The sequence below is a fragment of the Luteimonas sp. A534 genome, assembly GCF_054072805.1.
The window spans coordinates 840076-855345 of the sequence record NZ_JBSVRR010000001.1 but is presented as its reverse complement, the minus strand read 5'-3'; the positions used below and the strand labels follow the sequence as shown (position 1 = coordinate 855345).

Below are 15270 nucleotides of genomic sequence, written 5' to 3'. Positions count from 1 at the left end.
TTCCGCCCACCTGTCAAGGGGGACGAATGTTGGCATTTTGCATCTTCAGCGACTGACGCGTGCAGTCGTACCGTCCGTAGTAACGCGGACGCGATCGCCAACGCGGTAGTTATGCACCGAACCCGCCTGTGCCACGGCGACCGACTCACCGGTTTCTTCCAGGCGCACGGTGAACTCGACGCCCTCGCTGGTTCTTCCTGCCATGGATCTGCCGGCGGCGGCGCCGGCAACCGCGCCAGCCACCGCACCGGCCACAGGGACACGCCTGCCGCCGCCTATGGCGCTGCCTGCGATACCACCCAAGGCCGCACCAGTCGCAGCGGCAACCCAGGAGCCGTCACTCTGGATGGTCACCGGGCGAATGGCGTCTATGACGCCCCATCGCACGGTGTGTTCGACGCCGGCCTGGCTCGAAGAAAAGGTGCTGCTGCTGGGGGGCGCGGAGGCACATGCAGAAAGCAGGACCGCGAAGGAAAACACAACAGGTAAAGTAAAGTTACGAGAACTTTTCATCACGCTGCCCTCAAATGAATGAGCGAGCCCCGCCTGACTTGAGACCGGGGGAGTTCCGCGCCTTCGATACTTGCACAGTTCCTTGACGAGTCACTTCACGCCGTTTACACAAACCTGAAGGGCGTTTGTGCGTCAGCGCTCAGCCCCCGGGGACGCGTAGCCGGGTGCGGGGACTCGGGGGTATGCCGTAGATGGGCGTCATGTCCGGCCCCTGCACGAGCCCAAGCGGCGCATACCCCGCGTACTGCGGGAACACCTGCCCCAGGCGGTTGTTGCCCATGCGCCGGATCAGCAACTCCGAGAACACCTGCCGGTAGTCCGTAGTGACCGGGATGTCGCCGAAGTAGGGCGAGAGCACCTCGGGATCCAGGCCCGGCCAGTCGCCGTAGAAACGGCGGCCGTTGACGGTATCTCCCAGCACCAGCAGCGGATTGCCATAGCCGTGGTCGGTGCCGCCGCTGCCGTTCTGGCGCACGCGGCGCCCGAACTCCGACTGCACCACCATGGTGACCCGTGACGACTCCCCGCCGGCCGCCATCTCGACGTAGAACGCGGTAAGCGCCTCGGAGAGCTCGGCGATCTTGTTCTGGTAGTAGTTGTAGCCGCTGCCGGCGGTGCCCTGGCCTTCGTGCGTGTCCCAGCCGCCGAGGTCGAGCGTCGCGTAGCGGAGGCCCGTGCCGAAGCGGATCGCCTGCGCCACGGTCCACAGCTGGCGCGCGAAGGTGGTGGTGGGCCAGCCTTCGGGCAGCGTGCCGCTGAAGGGCAGCGTGCGGATGCGCCGCAGCGCGGCATCGCCGGCGCGCGACTGCTGCTCCACCCGGGCGCGCCCTGCGACGAAGTTGCCGAGCACGTCGTTCACGCCAAGCACGCCCGCCGGGCGGCCGCCGCCCGATTCGCGCCACTGCCAGGGGCCGGCATTGAGCGCGAACTCGGTGGGGCTGGCCATCGACAGGGCATCGGTGGCGCCAAGCAGGCTTGCAGGCTGTCCGCCGCCGACGCCGAGCAGCGGGATTGCGGCGCCGCCCGCCGGATCACTGTTCCAGGCGCGGGCGAGCCAGCCGGTACCCGAACCCTGGCGTCCCGGCGTGCCGAGGTCGCAATAGAGCTGGGCGTCGAAGTGGCTGCGGGTGATGGTGGTGGCCATGCCGCAGGCATGCACGACCGCCAGGCGGGACTCCTGCCACAGCGCATGCAGGCCCGCGGCCGAAGGGTGCAGCCCGAAGCCGGTGCCGCCGCCGCCCTGCAGGGTCAGCGGCAGCGCCGCATACGCACCGGTGGCGCGGATGGACAGCGTCGGACGGGCCTCCTCGTAATGGCCGCGGTCATTGCCGTCGATCGGCACTACCAGGTTCAGGCCGTCGATGCCGCCACGGAGGAAGACGTGCACCAGGGTGTCGTGCGGCGTGCCGGCGATGGCCGGCGGCGCGTAGAACATCGCGGGCGCGACGCCGGCGATGGCAGCGGTGGCGCAGCAGCCCTTGAGGAAGTTCCGCCGCGAGAGCGTGTGGTCGGCCATGGTGGTCCCTCAGCGGATGGCGAATTCAGGCGACATCAGCAGCAGCGAAACCATGCTGCGCAGGCGGTCGTGGTTGTAGTGACCCTTGAGGTCGCTGCCGCGCCAGGCGTTGTCGTCGGCGATGACATGGCCCGCGGCGGCGCCCTGGCCCATGAAGGCGCGCAGCATCTGCAGCCGTGCGGGCGCTGGAGGTCCTCCCAGCAGGCGCAGGCACCAGTAGTCGACGAGGTTGGCCGCGGTCCAGCTGGGGACGTTCGCGCGGCTGTCCTCGACGATCGGCATCAGGCGCGTGCCGTCATCGCTGGTCTCCGTCAGCCAGCCGAGCATCCGCCAGGTCATGCCGAAGCTGTTGGCACCCGACCAGGCTTCGGCGCGGTCGGGGTAGCCGTTGGGTGCCGGCCAGTCGAAGGGCAGGTGTCCGGTGCCACCGAGGCGCCACATGAAGTCGTCGCTGCGCGCGTGCGCGGGACGCGGCGTGAACGGGCTGGCCGACGCCCGCAGCGTGGCGGCGATGATCTCGGAGGGCCGGCGCCGCTTGTTCTGGCGGCCGTCGCGCACCTCGGGTGAGCGCAGGATGTGGCGCAGCACGATCCGGATCTGGTCCTGGTCCTGCCAGTGCGCGCGGAACAGCGCCGCGGCGCTCGCGACCAGCGCCGCCGGTGCCGCGTCGCCGGCGAAGTGGCGCACCAGCTTGCGGCAGATGAAGCGCGCCACGCGCGGGTGGCTGGCGATGCGGTCGAGCACGTCGCGCCCGTCCTTCATTGCCGGCTGCTCGGGCGGCAGGAACATCCCCAGCACGTACTTCGGCCCGGTGTCGTGCCAGGCCGCGCGGTACACGAAGCTGCCGTCGTTCTCCGCGGGGAACTGCCAGTGCCCGTTGCGCACCGACCAGCCGGTGAACGCGGCCGCCGCCTCGTACACGTCGATGTCGGTGTAGCCGATCGGGTAGGCCGGATCCTCGGGGCAGGGCGGCACCTGGGCGGGATTCATGAAGCCCAGGTAGTTCTCGGTGCCGAAGGTGTGCAGTTCCAGCAGTTCGCGGGCGAAGTTCTCGTTCGGACCCGAACGCATGTTCGACAGGTTGTCGAGGTAGTACAGCATCGCCGTGCTGGTCGCGACGCCCTCGAGCATGGTGCGGAAGTTGCCCAGCGCATTCGCGCGGATCGCGTCGCGGCTGTAGGCCACGAACACCGGGCCGCCGGTGTAGTCGCTGCCGGTGACGTGGAAATGGTCGTGCCAGAACGTGGTCACGCGCTCCTGCAGCTGGCGCTTCGAGAACGCGGCGCGCACCATCCATGCCCGCTGCGATTCCCAGGCTGGGAGCATGCGAACTTCCCACGGCGGACCGCTGGCGACATGGTCCGTCCACAGCTGGGCCAGCGATTTCCCCAGCGTGGAATAACCGGCCGATGCCACCCTGGCCTCGATTGCGGAGTCGTCAATCGCCTCCCATGCGAGTTGCTGGTCGATCAGCGCTTCGTAGCGCGCGATGTCGTTGCCGCCCAGTGCGTCGAAGGCCTGCCTGGCACCGGGGAAGATGCCGTAGCCGAGCCGGGTCCAGGCGCGCACCCAGGCCGGCGCCGGCGGAAGATGGAGCACGGGATCCTGGCCGCGGCCCTGGCCGCCGTCATCGGGCCGGTTGCCGGGCGGCGGCAGGTCCGGCGGCGGCCGCATCGCCAGACGCCGGATGTCGTGCCCATGGCGCTGCAGCAGCGCACGGTCGATGGTCTCGCGGCTGGGCGCCGCCGTGATGCGTGCCATAGGATTCCCCCGACGCGATCGTCGCTCCGCCCAGACTATCGCCCAAGTCAGGCGCTCCGGGTGTGATCGGGAGCAGGTATCGGGCAGCAGGCGGGAGGGCCGCCGAGCCGTCCTGCAGCGGCCTCAGCGCCGGAAGGCGGCGTGCCGGTGCCAGGCGTCGACGGGGGTGTCGTGGTACTGCCGGAACCAGTGCTCGGTCGACAGCCACGTCCACAGGCCCGCCAGCGACCCCTTCCCGCTGCGCCAGCGGTCGAACGCGGCGGAGGCGACGTCGGCTTCGAACACGCCGCGTTCGCGGAACCGGCGCGAGCCGATGATGTCGCCGGCGTATTCGACGCCGAACGTGCGCAGCCATTCGTTCGCGGGCGTGGGATACCCCTGCTTGTCGCGGCGGTCGAGGATCTCGTCGGGCACCGTGCCGCGCATCGCATTGCGCAGGACCACCTTGGTGACCCCGTTGTCGATCTTCTGTGCGGCGGGCAGGGCGATGCCGTACTCGACGAAGGCGCGGTCCAGGAACGGCACCCGGCTCTCGATCGAGAACGCCATGCTGAAGCGGTCCTCGGCCTGCAGCAGTTCCGGCAGGCGGGTGGTGGTGAGGTCGCTCAGCAGATGGGTGTCGAGGTTCGAGAACGCGCGCCGTGCCAGCGCCTCGGCCGATGGGGATGACTGGGCGCGCAGTTCGGGGCTGAGGAAGCCGTCGTCGAACGCGGCGCCGCGGCCTGCGACGCGCGCCGCGCGGCGCAGCCAGTCGGGCCAGAACGGCGTGGCCAGCTCCCGCCACAGGGCCTGCCGCGAAAGATCGCCCTGCTGCGCGCGGAAACCTTCGAAGTTGCGGCGCAGGCCGGGCACGCGCCCGGCGAGCAGCAGCTCGCGCAGGTAGGTCGGGTAGTAGCGCGGGTAACCGGCCAGCAGTTCGTCGGCGCCCTGGCCGTTGAGCACGACCTTGATGCCGCCGGCGTGCACCGACTTCATGACTTGCCACCACGAGTACACGCTGCCGCCCCAGACCGGCTCTTCGTAGTGCCAGGTGGAACGTTCGAGCACGTCGACCAGGTCGCGCCCGTCCGGCGAGGTATCGGTGCCGTCGAGGTTTCCGACCTGGCCACGCAGCGCATGGATGTAGCGCGATTCGTCGTGGACCGTGCCGGGGTAGGTCACGGAGAACGTACGCAGTGGATTCGCCGTTTCGCGCGCGGCGAGCGCCGCGAGGGTGCCGGAGTCGAGCCCGCCGCTGAGGCAGGCGCCGACCGGCACGTCACTGCGGAGGTGCGAGCGCACGGCCTGGGTGATCTGTTCGCGGAAGCGTGCGGCGTGGTCCCGGGGCCGATCGTCGCGTGCGGCCAGCGCGTCTTCGGCGTTCCAGTAGCGCGAACGCACGAAGCGACCATCGACCAGCACCGCGTTGTGCGCCGGTGGCAGCTGGAGGACGCCGTGGAAGCATGTCGTCTCGCTGCTTGCGCGCGCGCGGTAGACCAGCTGCAGCCGCAGTGCCTCGTGGTTCGGCCGCACCGCCACCAGGCCGCTTGCGAGCACCGCCTTGATCTCGGAGCCGAAGGCGAAGCCGGCCGTCGTCAGCGCGTAATAGAACGGCTTGATGCCGAGCCGGTCGCGCGAGCAGAACAGCCGCTGCCGCGCCGGCTCCCAGATCGCGAACGCCCACATGCCCTCGAAGCGCTGCACGCAGGCTTCGCCCCACTGCCGGTAGGCGGCCAGGATCACTTCGGTGTCGGTGGTGGAGCGGAACGCGTGGCCGTGGCCGATCAGTTCGTCGCGCAGTGCCTCGTGGTTGTAGATCTCGCCGTTGAACACGATCCACAGCGAGCCGTCGCCGTTGGGCATCGGCTGGTGGCCGGCCGGCGACAAGTCGACGATGCTGAGGCGGCGATGCCCGAGGCCGACGTGGCCGTCGACATGGACGCCGGCATCGTCAGGACCACGGTGCGCGATCAGGTCGGTGAGGACGCCGATGCTGTCCGCACTGACGCTCGCGCCGTCCAGGCGCACGATACCGGCGATTCCACACACGGGCGATCCTTGGCGTGACAGGGGCGGGACGGATCGACGCCCTTGTCCGACGCATCAATCGCACTGGAACCAACGTGATCCGGCGGACAAGCCGGTCAACGCGGAGCGCCGCCCGGGCCCGTCAGCCCAACCCGAAGGCGTGGAAGATGCCGATGATCGCGAACATGCGGCGGCGCGGCCATGGTGTCCTGCGACGGCAGCGCGCTGCAGGTTCCCGCAGTCGACAACTAGACTGCCCGCGAGGGCCAGCTTCTTCGGTTAAACCGATGCTGGTCAGCAGTCAGTGAGGGTAAGTATGAAGATCGCTCTTTTGTTGGTTTCTTCGCTTCTCGTTGCGACGCTCGCAATGATCGCTCCTCCTGCATTTGCCCAAAGCCATTCGCCTACGGTCTATGCGTACGCAAATGCTTATGGCGTCAGCCTCGAGGAGGCTGAACGGCGAAGCGCGGTGGCGAATATGGCCCGGGAACTGCAGGAAAAACTCAAGCGAGAACTTCCGGACAGTTTCGCCGGCATGTACCTTGAGCATGTACCGGAACACAGGGCAGTTGTCCTTTTGACCGGTGATGCGCCTGCGCAACTTCGACGCTTCACCTCCGACGAGTTCTATGTCCCCAGGCAGGTTTCATATTCCCTTGAGCTCATGAGGGCTGTTCAGATGGAAATTGGGAACGTTTTGCAGCGCAGCTCCGTTCCCTTCTATGTTTCCCTTGATGTCGAAAGTAACGAACTTGTGGTTACCGTTGAGAATATGGCAAAGGCAGCGATGGAGCTTGTGCCATTGCGGTCTGTGTACGACTTCGTTCGCCTCGAGCAAGGCGATTTGCCTGTGCCTGTTGAGTTGATTGGGGGGGCGGTGGTAGGCGGCTACGATGATTCTCAGGAGTATCGTGAATCTACATTGGGCTTTAATGTTGTGACGTCGGAGTTGGAGCTTGGAATCATTGGTTCAGGGCATGCGGTGAATAACTCTGTGGAAGTGGATCAGCAGCCAATGGCTCTCGAGTTCATTGATGAGTGGGTGCACGGCAATTTTGATGTTCAGCTTTTTGTCCAGAGTTCTCTTCAGCCTTTGCCTCAGCCTATCGAGGCTATCCCCGATTTCCGGTCATTAGGAGAACTGAAGTCGTGGAATGCGACCCGTCCGGCAATTGGAACTGCAGTGATTACAATGCTACATACACGGATACGCAAGCAACTCCACTAACTTTCACGTTTCGATGCAATAGCGGGAGTGGGCTCCCAACTGCAACGTTTCGTTGGAGAACAACTCTAGAAGGGGCGGATGGCGTCATAACCTCCGGCGTTGAGCATACGAGTACATGTGTGGGTAGTTCGAGCGCTTCCGCTTCCCGGCTGGGAGGAGGGGTTGTGAAGGGCACGATTACCATCGCGCAGTAATTGCTCGGTCGTTGGTTGTTTGGGATTCGCTGAATTTCGGCAATTTGGATTCGTTGACGATGCGAGGCCTGGTGTCACAGCGGGTGGCTAGGGTCCAGCTTGGTGGGTAATTCAAGTGCACGTGTGGAGGTCGTCTTGGAAAGGATTCACTTTGATTATGGAAGGTTGAACCGTGCTGGAATGCTGCATGTGCGCACGCGTCTTGGATTGGCCGCGCTGTTCATCGGCCTGCTTCTGGTGGGCAGTCCTGCCGCTGCGGTGGAGCCGGGGGCGCGCGGGGTGTTGGAAGACCTGCCAACGCTGGTCCGCGTGAAGCGTGATGCACCCATCGCCTGGCCGCTTGAACTCTTCGTCGGCGCGCGAATCGAGGTCCGGAACGGCTGCGTGCATCTGGCCAATGGCGGTGCACTGGCGATATGGCCGCCGCACTACGAACTCCTGGTTGTCGATGGACGCGCCGTTGGCGTACTGGACCCGGAGGATGGCTCATCGCTCCGGTTCGGGGACCCGGCCGATCTCGGGGGAGGGGATGCGCGGATCGCGAACCAGTACCTGGACCCGCCGATTCCCCCCGCATGCGCGGGCCGAGCGGTGCAGGTGTATCTGGGGTCCTAGCGCGCGCGAAATCCCCGTGGCTCCCAGCCCGAGGACACGCTCGGCCGCGTGCGCGGGTTCGGCGGCGCGGTCGGCCAGTCCTTGGCAACGCGCCGCTGCAAGGCAGCGTGGGGCCGCTGGCCCTCAGACCACCCCGAACGCGTAGAAGACACCAATGATCACGAACACCGCGAGGGTCTTGATGATCGTGATCGCGAAGATGTCCTTGTAGGCCTGGCGGTGGGTCAGGCCGGTGACCGCCAGCAGGGTGATCACCGCGCCGTTGTGGGGCAGGGTGTCCATGCCGCCCGAGGCCATCGAGGCCACGCGATGCAGGACTTCCATCGGGATGCCGGCGGCCTGCGCGTTGGCGATGAAGGTGTCGGCCATCGCGGCCAGCGCGATCGACATGCCGCCCGAGGCCGAGCCGGTGATGCCGGCGAGCGCGGTGACCGTGACCGCTTCGTTGATCAGCGGATCCGGGATCGCGCCCAGGGCATTGGCCACCAGGAGGAAGCCGGGTAGCGCCGCGATGACGGCGCCGAAGCCGTATTCCGACGCGGTGTTCATGGAGGCCAGCAGCGCGCCCCCGATGGCGGACTTCGTGCCCTCGGCGAAGTGCGTGAACACCGTTTTCCAGGCAAAGACCATCACCGTTGCGATGCCGATCAGCAGCGCGCCCATCACCGCCCAGATCGCGGCGATCTTCGCCACTTCCTGCACCACCGGCGCCGGGTTGCCGACCACGGCGGGGATGAAGCTGTGGCTGTCGCCGTACCAGCCCGGGATCAGCTTGGTCAGGACCAGGTTGGACACGCCCACCATCACCAGCGGCAGCAGGGCGATGAACGGATGCGCCAGCCGGCTTCCGACGAAGGGCTCGGGTTCGTTGCGGAGCAGGGTCGGGTCGCCGTAGCCCTCGCCGGCGCGCTCGGCCACGCGCCGCCGCCAGTCGAGGTAGGACAGGCCGACGGCGAGGATGAAGACGCCGCCGATGGTGCCCAGCACCGGCGCCGCCCAGGTGTCGGTGCCGAAGAAAGCGGTCGGGATGATGTTCTGGATCTGCGGCGTGCCCGGCAGCGCGTCCATGGTGAAGGTGAACGCGCCGAGCGCGATGGTGCCGGGGATCAGGCGCTTGGGAATGTCGCTCTGGCGGAACAGCTCGGCCGCGAACGGATACACCGCGAACACCACCACGAACAGCGACACGCCGCCGTAGGTCAGCAGCGCGCAGACGATCACGATCGACAGCATCGCGCGCTGCGCGCCGACCACGCGGATGGTGGCGGCGACGATCGATTTGGAGAAGCCCGAGATCTCGATCAGCTTGCCGAACACCGCGCCCAGCAGGAACACCGGGAAATACAGCTTCAGGAAGCCGACCATCTTGTCCATGAACAGGCCCGTGAACATCGGCGCCACCAGCGAGGGGTCGGTGAGCAGCACCGCGCCCATGGCCGCGATCGGGGCGAACAGGATCACGCTGTGGCCGCGGTAGGCGACATACATCAGGAAGACCAGCGCGGCGAGCACGATCAGGAACGACATCGGGGATCCCTTGCGGTCGCGCGGCGCGCGACTCCACGGACGACAGTGTTCCCGCCGGGCGCGGCCACGGCCCATTGTCCGAAGGTACGATGCCGCCGCAGCGGTCCCCTCCCTAGTCTTGTCACCACGCGGCAAATCGGCCGCGCGCAACGAAGATTCCAGGGGATCACATGAAGCCTGTCCATATTCGCGCCACCACCCTCAGCCTGGCGATCGTCGTGGCCCTGGCCGCGCCGGGCCTGCACGCGCAGGAATCCGATGCCGACCAGGCCCCGTCCGCGCGCAGTGCCACCGAACTCGACACCATCACCGTGACCGCCCGCCGCCGCACGGAATCGATCATGGACGTGCCGGTCGCGGTCAGCGCCTTCGGCGAGGAGCAGCTCAAGGACCTCCAGGCCAGCGACGTCAGCGGCCTGCAGGGCGCGGTGCCGAATCTCAATATCGTGCAGGGCCGCGGCTCGGCGAACAGCGTCAACGTCTTCATCCGCGGCATCGGCCAGCCCGACGCGCTGCAGAGCTTCGACCCCGGCGTGGGCATGTACGTCGACGACGTCTACTACTCGCGCATCAACGGCTCGATGTTCTCGCTGTTCGACGTGCAGCAGGTCGAAGTGCTGCGCGGCCCGCAGGGCACCCTGTACGGCAAGAACTCCACCGGCGGCGCGATCAAGATCACCACGCGTGATCCCTTCGACCACAGCGGCGGCGCGGCCGAGCTGACCATCGGCGACTACGGCCGCCAGGAAGTGCGCGCCTACGCCAGCGGCCAGTTGAGCGAGACCGTGGCCGCCAGCGTCGCCGCGGCCTCGATCCGCAACGACGGCTATGTGCGCGACAGCGTCACCGGGCGTCACTACAACAACGACGACACCCAGGCCATCCGCGCCAAGATCGCGTTCCAGCCCAGCGACACCTTCCGCGCCACGCTGTCATTCGACCACACCGAGCAAGACGTCGCCCCGACCATGGGCCGGCCGATGGCACCGCTGCTGCAGACCGACCTCGGCCTGGGCGTGGTGGTGCTGCAGCCGGGCGAGACCGGTGAGTGGAACCACCGCTCGCAGACGTCGTTCCTGCCGCCCGGCCACGGCCAGCAGCTGGAGCACTCCGGTGCCTCGCTGTCGATGGAGTGGGACTTCAGCGAACAGTGGTTGTTCAAGAGCATCACTTCGCACCGCCGCCTGAAGACGGACTCGTTCATCGACATCGACGCCAGCGAATTCGAGCTTGGCGACGTGCTGGTGTCGCTCGACCAGGAGCAGACCAGCCAGGAGTTCCAGCTGCAGTACGACAACGGCAGCAACCTGCAGGCCACCTTCGGCGCGTACTACATGCGCGAGGACGTGCCGTCCTACCAGGAGGCCTATGCCGACGACCTGTTCGCCCTGTTCGGCGCACCGCTGTCGTTCCTGCGCACCATCGACGATGACCTGACCACCACCAGCGTCGCCGCGTTCGCCCACGCCAACTGGGAGTTCGCCCCGACCTGGACGCTCGCCGCCGGCGTGCGCTGGACGAAGGACGAGAAGGAATACGACCGCAGCACCAGCACCTTCTGGGGCGCGCCCTTCTCGGGAATCAACGAGACCGTGGCCTTCCAGGCCAAGGCCAACTGGACCGCGGTTACTCCTTCGGTGAGCCTGCAGAAGGCCTTCAGCGACAACGTCATGGGCTATGTGTCCGCCAACCGCGGCTTCAAGTCGGGTGGCTTCAACGGCCGCGCCAACACCGTGTACGACACCCAGAACGCGAAGTTCGATCCCGAATACGTCTGGACCTACGAGCTCGGCCTGAAGGCCGCGTCCGATGACGGCCGCCTGCGCGGCAGCGTCGCGGCGTTCAAGAGCGACTACAGCGACTTCCAGGCCCGCGTCTCGCAGGACGTCGGCACCTTCCCGGTGCTCAACGCCGCCGAACTCGACATCGTGGGCATCGAGTTCGAGGGCAGCGCGCTCTTCGGCGAGGCCACCATGCTCAGCGCGCAGGTGGGCTGGCTGGACGCCGAGTACGACCGCTTCGACGACTTCCGCCTCGACCCGACGTACCCGGGCTTCGATCCGAACCTCAACCACGACCACGTGCCGTTCTCGCCCGACCTGACCGCACGCGTCGCGTTGCAGCAGGGCTTCTCGCTGGGCGATGCCGGCCACCTGGGCGTCGGCGTGGATGCGTCCTACCGCGGCAAGACCTGGCTGTCGGTGGACAACCGCGACGTGCTGAGCCAGGGCGCGTACACCCTGTACGGCGCGTTCGGCGTGTGGGATTCGCCGCAGTACACCTGGCAGGTCCGCGCCGGCGTGCGCAACCTGACCGACGAGGTCTACAAGACCGAAGGCCAGGAGTTCGCCAGCGTCGGCAACATCCAGACCGCCTACTACGGCCTGCCGCGCAACTGGTACATGTCGGTCCGCTACAACTTCTGACCGCCACCGTTCCATGCGGTGATCACGGCGGCGGGCTTCGGCCCGCCGCTGCGTTATGCTCGATGCCCACGGTCCAGGGCAGACAGGCAGGGGATACAGGGCAATGCTGAGCGTCGGCATGGTGGTCGCGGCCGCGACGCTCTGGCTGGTCCTGCTGTTTGGCGTGGCGGTGTATGCCGAACGCCGGCCCGGGACGCTGGCGCGCCACTGGCACCATGTCTACGCGCTGTCGCTGGCGGTGCACTGCACGTCCTGGACCTTCTACGGCACGGTGACCCAGGCGGCGCGCTACGGCTGGCCGCTGCCACCGACCTTCCTCGGTGCGATCGTGTTCTACGCGCTGGCCATCGGCTTCATGTTGCGCCTGGTGCGCCTGGCCCGCGCCAGCAACGCCACCTCCATCGCCGACCTCATCGCCACGCGGCTGGGCAAGGATCCCTGGCTTGCGGCGGTGGTGACGCTGGTGGCGCTGCTGGGCATGGTTCCCTACATCGCGCTGCAGCTGAAAGCGGTGACGATGAGCTTTGCCACCCTGACCAGCCCTGGCGAGGTCGCCGCGGTGGTCGCGCCCTGGCGCGATGGCGCGCTCTACGTCGCGCTGGCGATGGCGGTGTTCGCCATCGCCTTCGGCACGCGCCGGGCCAGTGCCACGGAGCACAACCGCGGCCTGGTGCTGGCGATGGCCTTCGAGTCGCTGTTCAAGCTGGCGGCGATGCTGGCACTGGGGGCCCTGGTCTGGTTCGGGCTCGGTGATTTCGACGTCGCCGCGCCGCCGCCGCCACCGGAGCCGGTGGGTGGCTTCATGCCGCTGGTGCTGCTGGGCGGGCTGGCGATGTTCATCCTGCCGCACCAGTTCCACGTCGGCGTGGTCGAGTGCCGCGACGAGCGCGACGTGCGCACCGCGCGCTGGCAGTTCCCGCTCTACCTGGTGCTGATCGCGCTGCCGACCCTGCCGCTGGCGCGCGCCGGTACCGTACTGCTCGGCGACAGCGTGCCGTCGGACATGTACGCGCTGGCGTTGCCCGCCGCGCTGGGGCATGACGGCCTGGCGCTGTTCGCCTTCCTTGGCGGCCTCAGCGCGGCCACCGGCATGGTGGTGGTCAGCACCCTGGCGCTGAGCCTGATGATCGGCAACCACTGGTTCACGCCCGGCCTGCTGCGCGGTGCGTGGGCGGTGGGTCGCGCCGGCGACGACGACCATCGTGGCGCGCTGCTGGCGCTGCGTCGCGCCGGCATCCTGGCCGTGATGCTGCTGGCCTGGGCCTACAGCCGCGTGATCGTCGGCAGCGAAGCCTTGGCCGACATCGGCGGTGTCTCGTTCTCGGCCCTGGCCACGCTGGCGCCAGCGCTGTTTTGCGCCGTATGGCGTACGCGCACGCCGGCCGCGGCGGCCACCTGGGGCGTGTTGGCATCGTTCCTCGCCTGGGCCTGGGTCACGCTGTCGCCGATGCTGGTGGAGCTCACCGGCGGCGACGGGACCTGGCTCATGGCCGGGCCTTGGGGCATCGCCTGGCTGGCGCCGGACACGCTCTTCGGGCTGACCGGCTGGAGCCGGCTGGGACGTGCGGTGGGTGCCAGCCTGTTCGTGGGCATCGCCACCACGCTCGCGCTGTCAGCCTGGCTGTCGGCGCCGGATCGCGACGTGGCGCGAGGTTCCGACCTGCGGACCCTGCGCCAGGCGGGGCGACGCTTCCTTCCGGTGCGCGCCGTCGACGAGTTGCTGCGCGGCGCACCCGCGAGCGGGCCGGTGCCGTCGGCGATCGAGGCACGCCTGGAGCGTGAACTGTCCGCCGTCCTCGGCAGCGCCTCGGCGCGCCTGTTGCTCGATGCCGCGCGCCGCGAGGCCGGGCCGGACCTGGACACGGTGGCGGAAATCGTCGGCGAAGCCTCGCAGGACCTGCGCTTCAACCAGCGCGTGCTGCAGGCAGCACTGGAGAACATGAGCCAGGGCATCAGCGTGGTCGACCGCGAGCTGCGGCTGGTGGCCTGGAACCGCCGCTATGCGGAGCTGTTCGGCTATCCGCAAGGCCTGCTGCGCATCGGCGTGCCGGTGGCGGACCTGGTCGTGCACAACCTCCAGCGTGGGCTCGCAGGGGACATCAGGGGACGCGTGGATGCCGAGTCGTCCAAGCGCATGCGCCACATGCAGTCCGGCACGCCCTACGTCAGCGAGCGCGTGTTCCCGGACGGCGGCATCGTCGAGATCCGTGGCAATCCGATGCCCGGTGGCGGCTTCGTCGCCACGTTCACCGATGTCACCGCCTTCCGTCGCACCGAGGCCGAGCTCAAGCGCAGCAACGAGACGCTGGAGCAGCGCGTGGATGAGCGCACTGCCAGCCTCGACCAGGCACGGCGAGAGGCCGAGCGCGCCAACGAGGCCAAGAGCCGCTTCCTGACCGCGGTGGGCCACGACCTGCTGCAGCCACTGCATGCAGCGCAGCTGTTCACCGATGCGCTGGCTGAGCAGGTCGAGGGCAGCAGGAAGGCATCGCTGGGCCAGATCCGCGGCGCGCTCGACTCCACCACCGACCTCCTGACCGGCCTCTTCGACATGGCTCGGCTGGAGGCCGGTGGACTGGTGCCACAGCCTCGCGCGTTCCCGCTGGCGGAAGTCCTGGAGCCACTGGCCTCCGAGTTCCGCGCACTGGCCGAGGATCGGGACCTGTGTTTCAACCACGTGGCCAGCGCCGCCTGGACGCACAGCGATCCGCAGCTGCTGCGGCGGGTGCTGCAGAACTTCCTCGCCAATGCCGTGCGCTACACCGAGCGCGGCCGCGTGCTGCTGGGCGTGCGCCGGGTCGACGGCGGCCTGCGCATCGAAGTGCACGACACCGGCCCGGGCATCGACCTGGCGCAGCAGGCGCTGATCTTCGAAGAGTTCCGCCGTGGCGAAGGCGTGGGCGGGCAGGGACTGGGGCTGGGGCTGGCGATCGCCGAGCGCATCGCGCGGCTGCTCGGTTCGCGGGTGGAGCTGCGCAGTCGTCCCGGCGCGGGCACCTTGTTTGCGATCACGCTGTCGCGCGTGGCCGCGCCGGCGGATGCCGTTGCCATCCCGGCCGTGCGCGCGGGCATCGCCGGTGCGCACGTGCTGCTGCTGGACAATGATCCGATGGCGCTGGAATCGCTGGCCGCGCTCCTGCGAGGCTGGAACTGCAGCGTCGACCTGGCCGCGGATGCCGATGCCGCGGTCGCGGCCCACGCCGCGCGCCCCGCGGACCTGTGGCTGCTCGACTACCACCTCGACGACGGCGACACCGGCATCCAGGCCTGGCAGCGGCTGTCGGCGCGCGTCGGCAGCGTGCCCGCGCTGGTGCTCACCGCCGACGCTACGGATGCGGTCCGACGCGAGGTCGCCGAGCATGGACTGGGCCTGTTGCAGAAGCCGGTGCGGCCGCTGGCGCTGAAATCGATGCTGGGCCGGATGTGGGTCCGGCACGGACGCGCGGGCTGAGCGCCCTACAATCACCGGCCCTCCGCCTGTCG

At 68.1% G+C, this 15270-nt stretch carries 10 protein-coding genes and 1 pseudogene; 5 read left to right on the top strand and 6 right to left on the bottom strand.

The window, feature by feature from the left end:
- Window positions 1-45 precede the first annotated feature (45 nt).
- On the bottom strand, window positions 46-204 hold the full coding sequence (locus ACW5F0_RS03830) for a hypothetical protein (RefSeq protein WP_456965290.1): 159 nt from the start codon (window positions 202-204) through the stop codon (window positions 46-48).
- Between the two features lie 9 nt (window positions 205-213).
- Window positions 214-354, bottom strand: a pseudogene (locus tag ACW5F0_RS03825) (hypothetical protein); the annotation flags it as partial.
- 16 nt (window positions 355-370) lie between these two features.
- Between ACW5F0_RS03825 and ACW5F0_RS03820 the strand changes: the two are divergent.
- On the top strand, window positions 371-535 hold the full coding sequence (locus ACW5F0_RS03820; protein ID WP_456965289.1) for a hypothetical protein: 165 nt from the start codon (window positions 371-373) through the stop codon (window positions 533-535).
- Between the two features lie 117 nt (window positions 536-652).
- Here the strand turns inward: ACW5F0_RS03820 and ACW5F0_RS03815 are convergent, their stop codons facing one another.
- The 3 genes from ACW5F0_RS03815 to asnB all read right to left on the bottom strand — a co-directional run bounded on the left by ACW5F0_RS03815 (window position 653) and on the right by asnB (window position 5818).
- Window positions 653-2029 carry a DUF1501 domain-containing protein gene (locus tag ACW5F0_RS03815; RefSeq protein ID WP_456999064.1) on the bottom strand — a complete coding sequence of 459 codons (1377 nt, stop codon included), beginning with the start codon at window positions 2027-2029 and terminating at the stop codon, window positions 653-655.
- Between the two features lie 9 nt (window positions 2030-2038).
- The gene (locus ACW5F0_RS03810) at window positions 2039-3790 is read right to left on the bottom strand and encodes a DUF1800 domain-containing protein (protein ID WP_456964692.1); all 1752 of its coding nucleotides are present in this window, start codon (window positions 3788-3790) and stop codon (window positions 2039-2041) included.
- Window positions 3791-3913: 123 nt separating this feature from the next.
- Entirely contained in the window at window positions 3914-5818 is a 1905-nt protein-coding gene (asnB, locus tag ACW5F0_RS03805) for an asparagine synthase (glutamine-hydrolyzing) (protein WP_456999063.1), read from the bottom strand.
- A gap of 295 nt (window positions 5819-6113) precedes the next feature.
- Here asnB and ACW5F0_RS03800 point away from each other — a divergent pair, with 295 nt between their 5' ends.
- Window positions 6114-7025, top strand: coding sequence for a hypothetical protein (locus ACW5F0_RS03800; protein ID WP_456999062.1), 912 nt, complete (start codon window positions 6114-6116; stop codon window positions 7023-7025).
- Window positions 7026-7408: 383 nt separating this feature from the next.
- On the top strand, window positions 7409-7834 hold the full coding sequence (locus tag ACW5F0_RS03795) for a hypothetical protein (RefSeq protein WP_456999061.1): 426 nt from the start codon (window positions 7409-7411) through the stop codon (window positions 7832-7834).
- Between the two features lie 123 nt (window positions 7835-7957).
- Here ACW5F0_RS03795 and ACW5F0_RS03790 read toward each other — a convergent pair whose 3' ends face one another.
- Complete coding sequence (locus tag ACW5F0_RS03790) at window positions 7958-9361, bottom strand: GntP family permease (RefSeq protein ID WP_456964690.1); 1404 nt, start codon at window positions 9359-9361, stop codon at window positions 7958-7960.
- Between the two features lie 170 nt (window positions 9362-9531).
- On the opposite strand from ACW5F0_RS03790, the gene ACW5F0_RS03785 reads away from it, so the two are divergent.
- Window positions 9532-11787, top strand: a complete 2256-nt coding sequence (locus tag ACW5F0_RS03785; protein ID WP_456999060.1) for a TonB-dependent receptor — start codon at window positions 9532-9534, stop codon at window positions 11785-11787.
- 103 nt (window positions 11788-11890) lie between these two features.
- Window positions 11891-15238 carry a hybrid sensor histidine kinase/response regulator gene (locus ACW5F0_RS03780; RefSeq protein ID WP_456999058.1) on the top strand — a complete coding sequence of 1116 codons (3348 nt, stop codon included), beginning with the start codon at window positions 11891-11893 and terminating at the stop codon, window positions 15236-15238.
- Window positions 15239-15270 lie beyond the last annotated feature (32 nt).